We start from the raw sequence: 16,775 nt of genomic DNA, 5'->3' as shown, positions 1-16,775 counted from the left end.
GCTGCGATAATAATGGCCGAGCAGAGCGCAGGCGCCTCGTGCGCACTCGCCGCATCGGCCCCATAACGTTTGAATGAGAGCACGCCATGAAAACCGTCACCCTGAGCACCCTGCAGGCGTATAAACGCGCCGGTGAAACGTTCAGCTGCCTGACTGCTTACGATGCCTCCTTTGCCCATGCTGCTAGCGCCGCGGGTATCGATGTCCTGCTGGTAGGCGACTCCCTGGGAATGGTGTTACAGGGGCACAGCAGCACCTTGCCCGTAACCATCGATGACATTTGTTACCACACCCGCTGTGCCGCACGCGGCAAAGGCCACAGCTTGCTGATGGTCGACCTACCGTTCATGAGCAATGCCACCACCGAACGCCTTTTAGAAGATGGCGCGGCGCTCATGCGAGTAGGCGCGGAACTGGTCAAGGTAGAGGGCGAAGCGTGGATGGCCGACGGCATTCGCGAACTGACGCGCCGCGGTGTACCGGTGTGCGCCCATTTGGGTTTGACGCCGCAAACCGTTTACCAACTGGGTGGCTATAAAGTGCAGGGCCGCGAAGCGGCGCAAGCCGAGCAGATCATCCACGATGCGACAGTGCTGGTCGAGGCAGGCGCCTCGGTGATTCTGCTGGAGTGCGTGCCCGCCAGCTTGGGCAAAGCAGTGACCGAAGCGCTGGACGTGCCGGTCATTGGGATCGGCGCAGGCCCGGATACCGACGGCCAAATTCTCGTGATGCACGACGTGCTGGGCGTTACCCACGGCCGCACACCGCGCTTCGTGAAGAACTTCATGGCGGAGGCGAGCTCCATTCAGGGTGCTTTCGAGCAGTACCATGAAGCGGTCAAGTCCCGAGCGTTCCCCGCTCCAGAGCACTGTTTTTAAGTAACTGCTTTACGTAACCGTTTTTCAGTGAGCAACAGCGACTTCACTATGCGCACTTTGCGAGACATATCCGAGCTTCGCGCCACGCTGCGCGACTATCGCCAAAAGGGCCAGCGCATTGCGCTGGTACCGACCATGGGCAACCTGCATGCTGGCCATCTGGCTTTGATCGCCACCGCCCGCCAGCACGCCGACGTGGTGGTGTCTAGCCTGTTCGTCAATCCCATGCAGTTTGGCCCAGGTGAAGATCTAGACGCTTATCCGCGCACGTTCGACGCCGACCAGCGCCAGCTCACCGACGCCGGCTGTGACCTGCTGTTTGCCCCCACGGTGAGCGCCCTTTACCCCAACGGCTTGGATGCGCAAACCCGTGTCCACGTACCCGAGGTCGGCGACGGGCTTTGCGGTGGCTCGCGCCCCGGCCACTTCGACGGCGTCTCCACCGTGGTGAGCATGCTATTCAACCTGGTGCAGCCGGACGTCGCCTGCTTTGGTGAAAAGGATTATCAGCAACTGGCGGTGATTCGTAAGCTGGTGGCCGACCTGCACATGCCCATCGAGATCATCGGCGTGCCGATCGTGCGCGCCGACGATGGCTTGGCCCTTTCGTCCCGCAACGGCTATCTCAGCGCGCAGGAGCGCGCCACGGCGCCGATGCTCTACAAAACGCTGTGCGAACTGCGTGATGCGCTGGCACGAGGGGAATCCGCCGAACAGGTACTACACCGGGGTAAAACGGCGCTGTATGATGCCGGCTTTACGCCGGATTACCTCGAACTCAGGGATGCTACCCTTGGCCCGGTCACCGATACTACGCGTCATGCCGTACTGCTCGCCGCCGCCAAGCTCGGTCCTGCCCGGCTCATTGACAATCTCAGCGTGCAGCTACCCAGCGCTGCTCGTCGCTAGCCTGCAAGGCTTGCCCGTTACTCAGGAGTTTCCATGCACACCATCATGCTAAAAGCCAAGCTGCACATGGCCCGCGTTACCCATGCCGTTCTCAACTACGAAGGCTCGTGCGCCATCGACGGCGACCTGCTGGATATGGCCGGTATCCGCGAAAACGAACAGATCCAGATTTACAACGTCGAGAACGGCGAGCGCTTCACCACCTACGCCATCCGTGGCGAAGAGGGATCGCGCCTGATCTCGATCAACGGCGCGGCAGCGCACTTGGCCTCGCCGGGGCATCGCATCATCATTTGCAGCTATGCGCACTACTCGGAGGCCGAGCTGGAGAATCATCAGCCCGCGCTGGTGTATCTACAGGAAGGCAACCACGTCAGCCATACCAGTAACGCCATTCCGGTACAGCTGGCGTAAGCCAACTGACGCGCTAAGAACGGGCCGTTGATCGGCCCGTTTTTTATTGGCGTTAAAAGCGTATTGCCGCAATGCACAACCTTCCCCTATGCTGATAGCCAAGCCTGACACGACACGCTAATAACGACGCTAACAACAATGGATAGGCGACACGTCTATCTGCCGTAGGAACGATGCGACACTTACTCAAGGAGTTATTGTATGCAAGACGTGGTCATTGTGGCGGCTCGCCGCACCGCTGTAGGTAGTTTTGGGGGTTCACTCGCCGGGATTCCAGCTAGCGATTTGGGTGCGCTGGTCATCAAAGACATTATCGCTTCCACCGGCGTTGCGCCGGAGCAGATCGACGAAGTGCTGCTGGGCCAGGTGCTGACCGCAGGCGTTGGCCAAAACCCGGCGCGCCAAGCAGCCATCAAGGCAGGCCTGCCAGACACCGTCCCGGCCATGACGATCAATAAAGTGTGTGGATCGGGTTTGAAAGCGCTGCATCTGGCGACCCAAGCCATCCGCTGCGGCGATGCCGAGATCGTGCTGGCCGGTGGCCAGGAGAACATGTCCGCCTCTCCACACATCCTGCCGAACTCGCGCAACGGCCAGCGCATGGGCGATTGGAAAGCTATCGACTCCATGGTGCACGACGGCTTGTGGGATGCTTTCAATAACTACCACATGGGCATTACTGCCGAAAATCTAGCAGAGAAGTACGGCATCACCCGGGAAGAGATGGACGACTTTGCCGCCGCGTCCCAGCAAAAAGCCGCTGCCGCCATCAAAGAGGGTAAATTCAAAGGCCAGATCGTGCCGGTCGAGGTGCCGCAGCGTAAAGGCGACCCGGTGGTGTTCGATACCGACGAAAACCCTCGCGAAGTCACGGCAGACAAGCTGGCTGGCATGCGTCCTGCGTTCAAGAAAGACGGCACCGTGACGGCGGGTAACGCCTCGTCGCTGAACGACGGCGCGGCCGTGGTTATGCTCTGCTCGGCGGAAAAAGCCAAAGAGCTTGGCTTGGAGCCCCTAGCCCGCATTGCCGCCTACTCCAACGCAGGCGTCGACCCGGCCATCATGGGGATCGGACCGGCCCCTGCCACCCGTCGATGCCTGGAAAAAGCGGGCTGGAGCCTGGATGACCTAGACCTCGTCGAAGCCAACGAAGCCTTCGCTGCTCAAGCGCTGTCGGTCAATAAAGAGCTGGGCTGGGACACGTCGAAGGTGAACGTCAACGGCGGCGCCATCGCGCTAGGTCACCCCATCGGTGCGTCGGGCTGCCGCGTGCTGGTGACCCTACTCCACGAAATGATTGCTCGCGATGCCAAAAAAGGCTTGGCGACGCTATGTATTGGCGGCGGCCAAGGGGTTGCCCTGGCCATCGAGCGTCCGTAACGCCCGCTGTGCCTTGCTAAAGCGTGCCCCCGCCATGGTGGGGGCTTTTTTTGCCTACCGCGTATTAGCGGCGCTTTTCACCAACGATGCGCGACGGCGTTCGCCATACCAATAGCACGCCCATGAGGAACAATCCCGAGGCGACCCACATCGTCACCGGTAGACTAGTGCCATCGACCACTTGACCACCTACCATGGCCCCAAGGCCAATCGACATGTTGAAGACGAACGCCATTAACGCCGTGGCGGCTTCCGTGTTGGGCGCCGTGCGTAGAATCCACGTCTGAATACTCACTGATACGCTGCCAAATACAGCGCCCCACAGCATTAACAGCAGCACGCCACTAGTCGGCTCTACGCCTACCACCGGGAAGATCGCCACGACCACCAGCAGTACGCTAGGAATCGCGAGCACCGCACGGTACGGGTGACGGCCAGCAAACATCCCCGCAACGATATTGCCCAAAATTCCCGACGCACCGTACAGCAGCAGCAGGCTTCCGACATGGCGCTGCGCGACCCCACTGATCTCTTGCAAAATAGGACTAATGAAGGTGTAGGCCGCAAAGTGGCCAACCACGACAAACCCCGTGGTCAACACGGCTACCCGCACGCCACGATTCTTTAGCTGTTGCGCCAGCACCCGAAGCCGCACCGGCTCTCGGGGCGGCAGTGGCGGTAGCCAGCGCCAAAGCGCCAACGCCGTGAGCAAACTCAAGCCCCCCAAGGCACCAAAGGCCACGCGCCAGTTACTGATATCACCCAGCAGCGTGCCCAACGGTACGCCGAGCACCGAGGCCGCCGCCACGCCGCCAAAAATGATGGTCATGGCCCGCGATACCTGATCGCTAGGCACCAGGCGTGGCGCAATACTGCCCGCAATGGCCCAAAAACCGCCGATACTGATCCCCACCAACACTCGCGCCGCCAAAAGTAGGGCAAAGTTGCTGGCCATGGCGGAGAGCACGCTGCCCAGCACCATCACTGCCATCATCAGCGTCAGCATGATACGGCGATCGAGACGCCCTACCGCCACCGGCAGCAGCGGCGCTGAAAACGCCGCCACGACGCCGGGCACCGTCACCATCAACCCTGCCATACCCGGGGTCACGCCCATCGACTCTGCCACCTGAGAGAGCAAGCCGATAGGTAGTTGCTCTGCGGTCACCAACAAAAAAATGCCGATCATCACGGCCACCACCGCCCACCAACGCGGCGATTCCTGCTGCTCCATGCTATGTCCTCGCATTCCTGACCTATCAAAACGACACCGCCCCCACAGCCAAGGGCTGCGGGGGCGGTGAATCCTACGCTGAGCGCTAGTTAGCTAGCGACGTCCGCCTCGGCAGCTTCAAACGCTGCTTTCTCTTCTTCGGTGATCTCTTTGATCGAGAGCTTCACGCGGTTGCGGTTGTCGATATCCAGCACCTTCACGATGACATCGTCGCCTTCGTTCAGGAAGTCGCGCACGTTATTGACGCGCTCCTGGACGATTTGCGAGATGTGCACTAGGCCATCGGTTCCCGGCATGATGTTCACGAACGCACCAAAGTCGGCGATACGTACGACCTTGCCTTTGTACAGCTTGCCGATTTCCGCTTCGGCGGTGATCGCCAGTACGGTATCGATCGCTTTCTTGGCAGCAGCTTTGTCTTCGGCGTAGATGCGAACGGTGCCATCGTCATCAAGATCGATCGATGCGCCGGTGTCTTCGCAAATCTTGCGGATGGTGGCGCCGCCCTTGCCGATGACGTCGCGAATCTTGTCCGGATCGATTTTGATCGTCGCCATGGAGGGGGCGTTTTCCGACACCTCGTTACGGCTCTGGCTGATCACGGCGTTCATCTGCGCCAGGATACCGATGCGCGCCTCGTGGGCCTGCTGCAGCGCAGTCTCCATGATCTCTTCGTTGATGCCCTCGATCTTGATGTCCATCTGCAGGGCAGTGACGCCTTCTTCAGAACCGGCCACTTTGAAGTCCATGTCACCCAGGTGGTCTTCGTCACCCAGGATATCGGTCAGCACCGCGTAGCCGTCTTCGTCTTTGACGAGGCCCATGGCAATACCCGCCACCGGGGCTTTCAGCGGAACGCCCGCATCCATCAACGCCAGCGAGGAGCCACACACGGACGCCATGGAGCTAGAGCCGTTGGATTCGGTGATTTCCGACACCACACGAATGGTGTAGGGGAACTCTTCTTCAGACGGCAGCATCGCTTGGACACCGCGACGCGCCAAACGGCCGTGACCGATTTCGCGACGCTTCGGGCCACCCATGAAGCCAGCTTCACCCACCGAGTAGGGAGGGAAATTGTAGTGCAGCATGAAGCGGTCTTTACGCTCGCCTTCCAGCGACTCGATCAGCTGCGAATCACGCAGTGTACCCAGTGTCGCCACGGCAATCGCCTGGGTTTCACCACGGGTGAAGATGGCCGAACCGTGAGTTTTCGGCAGCACGCCGACTTCGATGTTCAGCGGACGCACGGTGACGTTGTCGCGGCCATCGATACGCGGCTCGCCCTTGACCACGCGGGAACGCACCACACGCTTCTCAAGCGCTGCGAACGCGCCTTTCACGTCATCCTTGCTGAACTTGCCTTCCGCTTCCTCTTCGCCTTCCGCGGCCGCCAACTGCTCGACGGCGTCGTCTTTCAGCGCCGCGAGTGCATCTTGGCGGGCCATCTTGTCGGTGATGCGATAAGCCTCGCCCACTTTGGCTTCAAAGGCATCGGCCATGGCCGTTTTCAGCGCCACGTTTTCTGCCGGTGCCTGCCACTCCCAGCGCGGCTTACCGGCTTCAGCGGTCAGCTCTTTGATGGCGTTGACCGCGACTTGCATCTCCTGGTGGCCAAACAGTACGGCACCCAGCATTTCGTCTTCGAGCAACTCTTGCGCTTCGGACTCCACCATCAGCACGGCGTTTTCGGTACCGGCCACGACCATGTCCAACTCGGAGGTCGTCAGCTCTTCAACGGTGGGGTTCAGGAAGTAGCCTTGCTCTTCGTTGAAGCCAACGCGGGCGGCACCAATCGGGCCATTGAACGGTACGCCAGAAATACTCAGCGCTGCCGAGGTGCCCAGCATGGCCGCGATATCCGGATCGTGGTTACGGTCGGTGGAGAGAACGGTACAGATGACCTGCACTTCGTTCATGAAACCTTTAGGAAACAGCGGGCGAATCGGACGGTCGATCAAACGCGACGTGAGGGTCTCTTTCTCCGTCGGGCGGCCTTCACGCTTGAAGAAACCACCGGGGATTTTACCCACAGCGTAGGTTTTCTCTTGGTAGTGTACCGAGAGCGGGAAAAAGGGCTGGCCTGGGTTGACGTCTTTCTTCGCCACCACCGTACACAGCACGACGGTTTCGTCCATGGTGACCATCACGGCACCAGTGGCTTGGCGAGCGATACGCCCAGTTTCGAGGGTGACGGTGCTGCGACCGTATTGGAACGTTTTTTTGACCGGATTCACGGCTACTTCCTTTAACATTAATAGCTACTTGTCTTTTCGCTTGGGTCGTTTGACTCGCCACCATTCTAGGCGTTGACGCGCCGTACGGCTACCAGAAACAAAAAAACGGGCAGCCCACAAGGAGCTGCCCGTTTTAGATCATGGCCGTTAAGAACTTAGCGGCGCAGACCCAGACGCTGAATCAGAGACTGATAGCGTTCGAAATCTTTACGCTTCAGGTAGTCCAGCAGCTTACGACGCTGGTTTACCATGCGGATCAGACCACGACGAGAGTGGTGATCCTGCTTGTTGGTCTTGAAGTGGTCCTGCAGGCCGTTGATGTTGGCGCTCAGCAGTGCAACCTGAACTTCAGGGGAACCGGTATCGTTATCGCCGCGGCCGTATTCGTTGACGATCTCGGCCTTTTTCTCAGCGGTTAATGCCATCTGTCTCTCCAGTAAGCAATATGCCTAAAAATGAATGGGTGAGACCACGCATATTTGCAGTCTCAGGCGACTATTTTCGCGCAAATCGCCACATCCTTGCAACGCTTTACGAGATAGCGACCGTACTTAACAGCCGCTTGGGGGCCACTTCCTGCGGCCCTTTTACAACGCCAAGGCCGATAAACGTCTCGGCGTAATAAAGTCGTGCCAACGCATCGGGGGCCAGGTCATCGATGGCGAGCGTGGCTGACTGCCCGTGGGCCAGTCGGCCAAACGAAGTGTCATCGACGCTAAGCGACGGCAGGTGATCGACCAGCACGTCCACGGGCATCAGTTCTGCCTCGCGGTCGGCTTGGCTGACGAGGGCTTCCAGCGCCTCGAGTGTCCACATCGCATCGCCATCGAACGGCCCGGTTTTGAGCCGACGTAGCTGGCTGATATGGGCACCACAGCCCAGCGCGTGGCCAATGTCTTCCGCCAACGTGCGGATGTACGTGCCTTTGCTGCAGCTGACTTCCAGCTCGAACGCCGTGCCCTCGAACGAAAGCAGGCGCGCATCATACACGCTTACCCGCCGCGCTGCACGCTCAACCTGTTTCCCCTCGCGGGCCAACTCGTAGAGCTTTTTGCCCTGATGCTTGAGCGCCGAGTACATGGGGGGCACCTGATCGATCTCACCGCGAAAACGCGTCAAGACGGATTCGATGTCCTCGACCGCAAGGCTTGGCACCTCGCGACGCTCCAGCACCGTGCCTTCAGCATCGCCGGTGTCGGTGATCACCCCCAGTTCGACCCGGGTGCGATACATCTTGTCGGCTTCCAGCAGGTGCGCGGAAAACTTGGTGGCCTCTCCCAGGCAGATAGGCAGCAAGCCTGTCGCCATCGGGTCCAACGTGCCGGTATGCCCGGCTTTTTGCGCGTCGAACAGACGGCGCACACGCTGCAGCGCGTGATTGCTGGAGAGGCCTTTCGGCTTATCCAGCAGCACCACGCCATTGACCGGCAATCCGCGACGGCGACGGGCCATTAGCGCGTCTCCTCACCTTGCTCTTCACTGCCGCCCTCGTCTTCCGCTTGACGGGCACGGTCAGATGAGACCGCTTCGTCGATCAGCGATGAGAGGTGCTGGCCGCGCACCACGCTTTCATCGAAATGAAAGCGCAGCTCGGGTACGTGACGCAGCTTGATGCGCTGGGCGATTTGGCTTCTCAGAAACCCTGCTGCACGTTTCAGTACCTGCAGGTTCTCCTTGATACGCTCGGGATCCTGTTCACCCAGCAGGGTGACGTAGATATCGGCGTAGCCAAGGTCACGACTGACGGTTGCTCCGCTCACCGTGACCATGCCCAAGCGCGGGTCTTTCACTTCGCGTTGGATCAGTACCGCCAGCTCCTTTTGGAGCTGGTCGGCTACTCGGTCGGTACGCTTAAATTCGCGCATGGTTGCTCCTCGCGCGGCCTTACAGGCTGCGCTCGACCTTCACTTGGTCAAAGACTTCGATCTTGTCACCGACCTGGACATCGTTGTAGTTCTTCACGCCGATGCCACACTCCATACCGTTACGCACTTCTTGAACGTCGTCTTTGAAGCGGCGCAGCGATTCGAGCTCACCTTCGTAGATGACCACGTTGTCACGCAGAACGCGGATACGCTTGCTGCGCGACACGGTGCCTTCGACGACCATACAGCCAGCCACCGCACCGATCTTCGGCGCGCGGAACACGTCGCGTACTTCGGCCACACCCACGATCTCTTCTTTCCACTCGGGGGCGAGCATACCGCTCATCGCCTGTTTGACTTCGTCGATCAGGTGGTAGATGACGCTGTAGTAGCGCAGATCCAGACCTTCACGCTCGATGATCTCACGAGCAGCGGCATCGGCACGGACGTTGAAGCCCACCACGATGGCTTCCGAGGCCAGCGCTAAGTTGGCGTCGGTACCGGTGATACCCCCCACACCAGAGGAGACCACGGCCACCTGTACTTCTTCGGTGGAGAGCTCTTCCAAGGCGCCTTTGATCGCTTCCAGCGAGCCCTGTACGTCGGCTTTGAGGACGATGTTGACCTTGGCCACTTCGTCTTGGCCCATCTGGCTGAACATGTTCTCCAGCTTGGCCTTCTGCTGACGTGCCAGACGCACTTCGCGGTATTTACCCTGACGGAAGTTAGCTACTTCGCGGGCCTTCTTCTCGTCGGCCACGACCATGAAGTCGTCACCGGCATCCGGCGTACCATCCAGGCCCTGGATCTCGACCGGCATGGCGGGGCCTGCGGTATCGACTTGCTTGCCCAGCTCGTTGGTCAGCGCACGAACGCGGCCGTAGTGCAGGCCCGCCAGGACGATGTCGCCCTTCTTTAGCGTACCGTTTTGTACCAGCACGGTAGCGACCGGACCGCGACCTTTGTCCAGGCGCGACTCGACGACGACCCCTTTACCCGGCGCAGACGGCACGGCTTTGAGTTCGAGAACCTCGGACACGAGCTGAATCGCTTCCAGCAGGTCTTCGATGCCTTCACCGCTCTTCGCAGAGACGTGAACAAACTGTGTATCACCGCCCCACTCTTCCGAGATGACGCCGTGCTGAGACAGCTCGTTTTTGACACGATCGGGATCGGCCTGGGGCTTATCGATCTTGTTCACGGCCACGACCATCGGTACGCCAGCGGCTTTCGAGTGCTCGACGGCTTCGATGGTTTGCGGCATCACGCCGTCGTCGGCCGCCACCACCAGGATGACCACGTCGGTGGCTTTCGCACCGCGAGCACGCATGGCGGTAAACGCCGCGTGACCCGGGGTATCCAGGAAGGTCACGCCACCGTGGTCATCTTCCACATGGTAGGCACCGATGTGCTGGGTAATACCGCCCGCTTCGCCAGTGGCGACTTTTGCACGACGGATGTAGTCCAGCAGCGAGGTCTTACCGTGGTCGACGTGACCCATGACGGTGACGACCGGTGAGCGGGTGATCTCTTCGCCTTCGTAGGAGATGCCTTCCAGCATTTCCGTTTCCAGCGCGTCATCCTTCACCAGTTTGACCTTGTGGCCCATCTCTTCCACCACGATCGCGGCGGTATCCTGATCGATGGTCTGGTTGATGGTCACCGCCGCGCCCATGGTGAACATGGCTTTGATGACTTCGTTGGCCTTGATCGACATCTTGTCGGCCAGCTCAGCAACGCTGATGGACTCAGGAATCGAGACTTCACGCACGATCGGCTGAGTCGGCTTCTGGAAGCCGTGCTTGCCGTTGCCGCTTTGGCTTGCGCCACCGCGGCGTCCGCCACGGCGCTCGGCACGCTTCACTTTCTTGCCGCCGCCACGCTTACGCTCTTCGCGATCGCCGCGATCGTCATCGTCGTCACGACCTTTCTTCTTCGCAGCCGCCTTTTTGGGCGGTGCGGTACGACGGTCGGTACGACCCTCTTTCGGCGGTGCAGGCGGCAGGTCATCGGCCGCTGGCGTATCGTCGATTTCCAGCTCGGGCACTTCGATATCCGGCACTTCAGCGGCTTTGGCTTTAGCCTGCTCTTCCGCTTCTTTACGCGCGGCATCTTCGGCAGCCTTGGCTTTGGCCGCTGCGGCTTTTTCTTCCGCGGCGCGGGCATCGCGTGCTTTACGCTCGGCTTCCGCTTCTGCCATGTCGCCCACTAGCTGACGCGGACCAGAGTGCTTGGGCTCAGGCGCTTTCGGCTTCTCTTCCTCCTCACGCTTGACGTACGTTTTCTTCTTACGTACCTGCACTTCGATCGTTTTACCACGCTCGCCGGTCTTGATACGGCTGCGGGTTTTACGGGTCAGCGTAATGCGATTCTTGCTCGGCTCGCTGTCGCCGCCGCCGTGGCTTTTCTTCAAAAAGCTCAGCAGCGTCTGCTTGTCGTCTTCAGAGACGGCGTCGCTTTCTGAACGGTGTTTCAAACCGGCTTCTTTCATCTGTTCCAAGAGGCGGGGCACATCGCGGCCCACCTTTACTGCAAAATCTTTAACTGTCATATCTGACATAGTGACCCTCCTCAGCCCGTGACCTGTTTACTGTGTGTTTGAGTCCGATGCGTCATCGACTTCAAACCAGGGCGCACGGGCAGTCATGATCAGTGCCGCTGCGCGCGCTTCGTCCAACTCCTCGATATCGACCAGATCGTCGACAGACTGCTCGGCGAGATCTTCCATTGTGACAATGCCGCGGCTAGCCAGGATGAAGGCCAGGTGGCGCTCCATGCCGTCCATTTCCAGCAGGTCGTCCGCTGGCTGGGCACCGTCTAGCGCTTCTTCCGAGGCAATGGCCATCGTCAGCAGCTCGTCTTTCGCACGTGCACGCAGCTCTTCTACCAGCTCTTCGTCGAACTCTTCGATTTCGAGCATCTCTTCCAGCGGCACGTAGGCAACTTCTTCCAGGGTGGTGAACCCTTCTTCCACCAGCAATCGAGCGACGTCTTCATCGACACCCAGGTGCTGGACGAACGAATCCACTAAGCTGTCGATTTCCTGCTCGCGCTTGGACTCGGCTTCGTCTTCGGTCATGACGTTGATCCGCCAGCCGGTCAACTCAGACGCCAAACGTACGTTCTGGCCGCTACGGCCAATCGCCTGTGCCAGGTTGTCCTGAGCCACTGCGACGTCCATGGCATGCGCGTCTTCGTCCACTAGGATAGACGCCACATCGGCCGGTGCCATGGCGTTGATCACCAGCTGTGCGGGATTGTCGTCCCACAGGACGATGTCTACGCGCTCGTTTTGCAATTCAGAAGAGACCGCCTGAACGCGAGAACCGCGCATACCGACACAGGCACCGACGGGGTCGATGCGACGATCATTGGTTTTCACGGCGATCTTCGCCCGTGACCCCGGATCGCGAGCGGCACCCTTGATTTCGATCAGCTGCTCGGCGATTTCCGGCACTTCGATCTTGAACAGTTCGATGATGAACTCAGGACAGGTACGCGAAAGCTGCAGTTGAGCACCGCGAGCATCCGGATCGACTTTGACCAGCAGTGCACGTACGCGCTCGTTCATCCGGTAGCGCTCGCCGTGAATCATCTCGTTGCGCGGCAAAAACGCTTCGGCGTTCTCACCTAGGTCGATGATCAGACCGTCACGGGTAGTCTTCTTGACGATACCCGCCACCAGCTCGCCTTCACGATCGGCGTATTGACGCACGACTTCGGCGCGCTCGGCTTCACGCACCTTCTGCACGATCACCTGCTTGGCGGTTTGCGCAGCAATGCGCCCAAACACGGCGTTTTCGATCTTTTGCTCGACCACGTCGCCCAGTTTCAGCGGCGGATCGCGCTGCTCGGCGATGCTCTCTTTGATTTCGTAGTCTGGCGTTTCGAATTCGTCATCTTCGACCACGGTCCAGTAGCGGAACGTATCGTAGTCGCCCGTGCGGCGATCGATATGCACGCGCACATTGGCCTCTTCATGCTCAAAACGCTTGCGCGACGCGCTGGCCAGCGCGGCTTCTACCGCTTCGAAGATGACATCGCGGGGGACGCCTTTTTCATTAGAGATCGCGTCCACGACCATTAAAATTTCTTTACTCATGCGTTTGCCTCGCCAGAAAACCTGTCCTTTTGTGCATCATCCCGGCGCCTGCCGGAAGCCGCGACCCGTATTATTCGTCGAACTGCGGGACAACGTGCGCAGAATCGATGCTTTCGATAGGAAAGCAGTACTCTTCGCCTTCCAGTTGCAGCAGCACTTCATCACCCTCGACACCTGCGAGGAGCCCTTGGTATTTGCGACGCCCATCAAACGCGACGCGCAGCTTCAGAGCCACCTGATGGCCCTGATAGCGGATAAAGTGATCCAGGGAGTAGAGGGGGCGTGCCATGCCGGGCGACGAGACTTCCAAGCGATACTCGCCGGGAATCGGGTCTTCCACATCCATCACGGCACTGACTTGACGGCTAATATCAGCGCAGTCTTCCACGCTGACACCGCTCTCGCGCTCGATGTAAATCACCAGCCGCGAATGCTTGCCCTGGGAAATATGGTCGATACCCCATAGCTCGAAGCCCATGGCGGCAACGACAGGTTCGATCAGCGCGTGAAGCGCAGCGTGTTTTGTGGCCACAGACAAAGCTCCTATAGCCGTTGCATCAGGCACCTGGCCAGGAGTCATAAGAAAAGCTAGGTGGCTGATTGGCATTACCTGGGAATGTGTCTCTGGCTATTCGGACAACATCCGCTCGTGAGACACTCTTGGCTCGCAAAAAGCTATTTACAAAAAGCTACTAACAAAAAGCCCCTTCACAGGAAGGGGCTTTTCGAAAGAAACCTGTAGTACCATTCTAGCAACATGTCGCGAACTTTTCGCTGTCTTACCAAGTACCATCTTGATCACTTGTAGACATATCCATGTTACTAACTAAATGGTAGCGGGGACCGGATTTGAACCGATGACCTTCGGGTTATGAGCCCGACGAGCTACCAGACTGCTCCACCCCGCATCAATCTAGATCGACGATAATAGACACTTGAAGAGGTTACGTCAAGAACTCATTCCGAGCACTTGTTTCAAATGCGTCTTACGTCTCAGGTGCCAATCCTGACATTCTGGGAAGCTGGTAAACCAGCGAATCAGATGGTGCCGAAGGCGGGACTTGAACCCGCACGACCGTAAGGTCACTACCCCCTCAAGATAGCGTGTCTACCAATTCCACCACTTCGGCATCAGGGGAGGCTAAAGAAAGCGACATCAAGATGTTACTCGCTGCTTTCCTCTAGCACTGGCGCGGTATTATCCATACTTGCAGGAGAGTCGTCAAGCGTTGGAACGTTTTGCTGCTGCTCGATCATTCGCGCATCGGGAATACCGGCTTCCGGTGCTTGGCCTGCCTGAGTGGCAAAGTACGCCAGCGCCATCGATGTCACGAAAAAGCCTGCGGCCAAAATGCCGGTCGTGCGGGAAAGAAAGTTACCGCTACCCCGTGAACCAAAGACCGTTTGCGATGCACCGCCACCAAAGGCCGCGCCTGCTTCGGCACCTTTACCCTGCTGAAGCAGGATGAGTACAACCAAGGCGACCGCAATCACCACGTGAACCATAAGAATTGCAACTTGCATGGAGTTATCCTGCTGACTGACAAATGGCGTAGAAATCGTCGGTTTTGAGCGAGGCACCGCCCACCAAACCGCCGTCGATGTCCGGCTGAGCCAGCAGCTCAGCCGCGTTACTTGCGTTCATGCTACCGCCGTAAAGCAGTGTCAGCTGCTCAGCAAGCGACGCATCAAACCCTGCCTGATAGGCACGAATGCCTGCCATGACCTCTTGCGCTTGCGCTGGCGTCGCCGTGCGACCAGTACCGATGGCCCAAACAGGCTCGTAGGCAATGACGACCTGCAAGCGCTGTGCAGGCGATAGGCGATCCATGATATAGCCTACTTGGCCCAGCACAACGTCCATCGTGTGGCCCGCATCGCGCTCTTCCAGCGTTTCGCCCACACACAAAATCGGCGTAAGCCCGGCGTCCAGCGCCGCCAATAGACGGTCACACACCTGCTCATCGCTTTCACGGTAGAGCTGCCGACGCTCCGAGTGTCCCACCAGTACGTAAGCCGCGCCAACCTCTTTAAGCATACCGCCGCTCACTTCGCCGGTATGCGCACCGGCGGGGTGGGGGTTGAGCGTTTGCGCCCCTAACTGCAACGGCGTGCCGCTAAACGCCTGACGCGCAGCGTCTAAATAGGGAAACGGCGGAATCACGACCACGTCGATGGACGTGGGCAGCGCCGCTGACGCAAAGGCTTGGCCAAACGCATCGATGAGCGCCTTGGAACCGTTCATTTTCCAATTGCCGGCAATCAATGGCGTACGCATGGAGAATCCTCACTCAAGGTGGAGCGAAATGGTATAGGAGCCGCCTTGTCAAGACAACCGCTGTTGCACGGCCAATCGCAGGCATAGCGCGCTTTTCGCACTAAAGCGGCTCCCACTTTTCGAAATCGTTAGCCAAGCAGCGTCTCGACTTGGCCCGCCAATTTATGGGCCAAGCGATCAACGTCAAGATGTGCGCGCCCTTCGACCATGACACGAATCAAAGGCTCGGTGCCCGATGGCCGCAGCAGCACCCGCCCCTGATCACCCAGCTCCGCTTCCAAGGCGGCCACGGCGTCGAGAAGCGGCTGGGCCATCATCACGTCGCTGGCATTCGATCCTGCGGGCAGGCGCACATTGACCAGCGATTGCGGCACTTTTTCGAGCCCTTTCAACAGGGCGGGCAACGGTTTCTGCTCGCGCACCATCAGCGCCAACACCTGTAGCGCCGATACAACGCCGTCGCCTGTGGTCTGCACGTGACCGCAAACGATGTGCCCAGAGGCTTCGCCGCCCAGCTCCCATCCGTTGGCGGCCATCATTTCCATGACGAAGCGGTCACCTACCTTGGCACGCTGGAAAGGTATGCCGAGCCGATCCAGCGCCATGGCAAGGCCGAAATTGCTCATCAGCGTGCCGACCACGCCGCCGTCCAGCAGCCCGCGCTCGTGGCGGTCGCGAGCAATCAAGTAGAGAATATCGTCGCCGTCGACTTCGCGGCCATCGGCATCGACGAGCAGCACGCGGTCGCCGTCACCATCGAAGGCGACCCCCAAATCGGCGCCTTGCTGGATGACCGCCGCGCGTAGCGCCGCCGGGTGCGTCGAGCCAACTTGATGGTTGATATTCAAGCCGTCCGGCGCAGCACCGATCACGCTCACCTCCGCGCCTAACTCGCGAAACACGCTGGGGGCGATATGGTAAGTGGCCCCATGAGCGCAATCCAATACCACTTTCAGCCCGTGCAGGCTCAGCCGGTCCGGCAGCGTCGATTTGCAGAATTCGATATAGCGACCAGCGGCGTCATCGATGCGCGTCGCCTTACCCAACTGCGCCGCATCGGCAGTGCTGAGCGGCGCTTCCAGCATCGTCTCGATGCGGTCTTCCACTTCGTCTGGCAATTTCTTGCCTTCCGCAGAGAAAAACTTGATGCCGTTATCGTCAAACGGATTGTGCGACGCCGAAATCACGATACCGGCGTCGGCACGGAAAGTGCGCGTCAGGTAGGCGATGCCCGGCGTGGGCATTGGCCCGAGCAGCGACACATCGACCCCGGCCGCCGACAGACCGGCTTCCAACGCAGATTCGAACATATAACCGGAAATCCGCGTATCCTTACCGATCAACACGCGAGTACGCCCCTTTTCACGGCGCAACACCTGCCCGGCCGCCCAGCCCAGTTTGAGCATGAAGTCGGCCGTAATGGGCGCTTGCCCCACGGTACCGCGAATGCCGTCGGTACCAAAATAGCGTCTTGTCAT

Annotated in this window: 15 protein-coding genes and 2 tRNA genes; 4 read left to right on the top strand and 13 right to left on the bottom strand. The window is 59.4% G+C overall.

Annotation, left to right across the window (positions count from 1 at the left end; genetic code table 11):
• The first annotated feature begins 86 nt into the window (after positions 1 to 86).
• The 4 genes from panB to QIT27_RS14670 all read left to right on the top strand — a co-directional run bounded on the left by panB (position 87) and on the right by QIT27_RS14670 (position 3,581).
• Positions 87 to 878 (top strand): 3-methyl-2-oxobutanoate hydroxymethyltransferase, encoded by a 792-nt coding sequence (panB, locus tag QIT27_RS14685; RefSeq protein ID WP_285264225.1) that lies wholly within the window; start codon positions 87 to 89, stop codon positions 876 to 878.
• Between the two features lie 48 nt (positions 879 to 926).
• Positions 927 to 1,787: a pantoate--beta-alanine ligase gene (gene panC, locus QIT27_RS14680; protein WP_285264224.1), complete on the top strand. Its 861-nt coding sequence runs from the start codon at positions 927 to 929 to the stop codon at positions 1,785 to 1,787.
• Positions 1,788 to 1,820: 33 nt separating this feature from the next.
• Entirely contained in the window at positions 1,821 to 2,201 is a 381-nt protein-coding gene (gene panD / locus QIT27_RS14675; RefSeq protein ID WP_058578292.1) for an aspartate 1-decarboxylase, read from the top strand.
• 201 nt (positions 2,202 to 2,402) lie between these two features.
• Entirely contained in the window at positions 2,403 to 3,581 is a 1,179-nt protein-coding gene (locus QIT27_RS14670) for an acetyl-CoA C-acetyltransferase (protein ID WP_285264223.1), read from the top strand.
• Between the two features lie 64 nt (positions 3,582 to 3,645).
• Here the strand turns inward: QIT27_RS14670 and QIT27_RS14665 are convergent, their stop codons facing one another.
• From QIT27_RS14665 to glmM, 13 genes are all read right to left on the bottom strand, one after another.
• The gene (locus QIT27_RS14665; RefSeq protein ID WP_159340804.1) at positions 3,646 to 4,815 is read right to left on the bottom strand and encodes an MFS transporter; all 1,170 of its coding nucleotides are present in this window, start codon (positions 4,813 to 4,815) and stop codon (positions 3,646 to 3,648) included.
• Between the two features lie 89 nt (positions 4,816 to 4,904).
• A complete protein-coding gene (gene pnp / locus QIT27_RS14660; protein WP_285264222.1) occupies positions 4,905 to 7,070 on the bottom strand; it encodes a polyribonucleotide nucleotidyltransferase in 2,166 nt (721 codons plus the stop codon).
• A 137-nt stretch (positions 7,071 to 7,207) separates the two neighbouring features.
• Positions 7,208 to 7,477: a 30S ribosomal protein S15 gene (gene rpsO / locus QIT27_RS14655; RefSeq protein WP_009723734.1), complete on the bottom strand. Its 270-nt coding sequence runs from the start codon at positions 7,475 to 7,477 to the stop codon at positions 7,208 to 7,210.
• A gap of 106 nt (positions 7,478 to 7,583) precedes the next feature.
• The gene (truB, locus tag QIT27_RS14650; RefSeq protein WP_285264221.1) at positions 7,584 to 8,504 is read right to left on the bottom strand and encodes a tRNA pseudouridine(55) synthase TruB; all 921 of its coding nucleotides are present in this window, start codon (positions 8,502 to 8,504) and stop codon (positions 7,584 to 7,586) included.
• Complete coding sequence (rbfA, locus tag QIT27_RS14645; RefSeq protein WP_159340801.1) at positions 8,504 to 8,917, bottom strand: 30S ribosome-binding factor RbfA; 414 nt, start codon at positions 8,915 to 8,917, stop codon at positions 8,504 to 8,506. Before rbfA ends, truB begins: the two co-directional genes overlap by 1 nt.
• A 19-nt stretch (positions 8,918 to 8,936) precedes the next feature.
• A complete protein-coding gene (infB, locus tag QIT27_RS14640; RefSeq protein ID WP_159340800.1) occupies positions 8,937 to 11,477 on the bottom strand; it encodes a translation initiation factor IF-2 in 2,541 nt (846 codons plus the stop codon).
• 27 nt (positions 11,478 to 11,504) lie between these two features.
• Positions 11,505 to 13,019: a transcription termination factor NusA gene (gene nusA, locus QIT27_RS14635; RefSeq protein ID WP_159340799.1), complete on the bottom strand. Its 1,515-nt coding sequence runs from the start codon at positions 13,017 to 13,019 to the stop codon at positions 11,505 to 11,507.
• 70 nt (positions 13,020 to 13,089) lie between these two features.
• Entirely contained in the window at positions 13,090 to 13,551 is a 462-nt protein-coding gene (rimP, locus tag QIT27_RS14630) for a ribosome maturation factor RimP (protein WP_044629473.1), read from the bottom strand.
• A gap of 299 nt (positions 13,552 to 13,850) precedes the next feature.
• A tRNA-Met gene (locus tag QIT27_RS14625) sits at positions 13,851 to 13,927 on the bottom strand.
• Positions 13,928 to 14,062: 135 nt separating this feature from the next.
• A tRNA-Leu gene (locus QIT27_RS14620) sits at positions 14,063 to 14,149 on the bottom strand.
• Between the two features lie 34 nt (positions 14,150 to 14,183).
• On the bottom strand, positions 14,184 to 14,543 hold the full coding sequence (secG, locus tag QIT27_RS14615; protein WP_159340798.1) for a preprotein translocase subunit SecG: 360 nt from the start codon (positions 14,541 to 14,543) through the stop codon (positions 14,184 to 14,186).
• A gap of 4 nt (positions 14,544 to 14,547) precedes the next feature.
• Positions 14,548 to 15,297 carry a triose-phosphate isomerase gene (gene tpiA, locus QIT27_RS14610; protein WP_159340797.1) on the bottom strand — a complete coding sequence of 250 codons (750 nt, stop codon included), beginning with the start codon at positions 15,295 to 15,297 and terminating at the stop codon, positions 14,548 to 14,550.
• 128 nt (positions 15,298 to 15,425) lie between these two features.
• Positions 15,426 to 16,775 (bottom strand): phosphoglucosamine mutase, encoded by a 1,350-nt coding sequence (glmM, locus tag QIT27_RS14605; RefSeq protein WP_285264220.1) that lies wholly within the window; start codon positions 16,773 to 16,775, stop codon positions 15,426 to 15,428.

The organism is Halomonas sp. LC1, from assembly GCF_030247125.1.
In the GTDB taxonomy this organism is placed as follows: Bacteria; Pseudomonadota; Gammaproteobacteria; order Pseudomonadales; family Halomonadaceae; genus Vreelandella.
The sequence above is the reverse complement of the archived record's forward strand: the minus strand, read 5'-3'. Positions and strand labels throughout refer to the sequence as shown.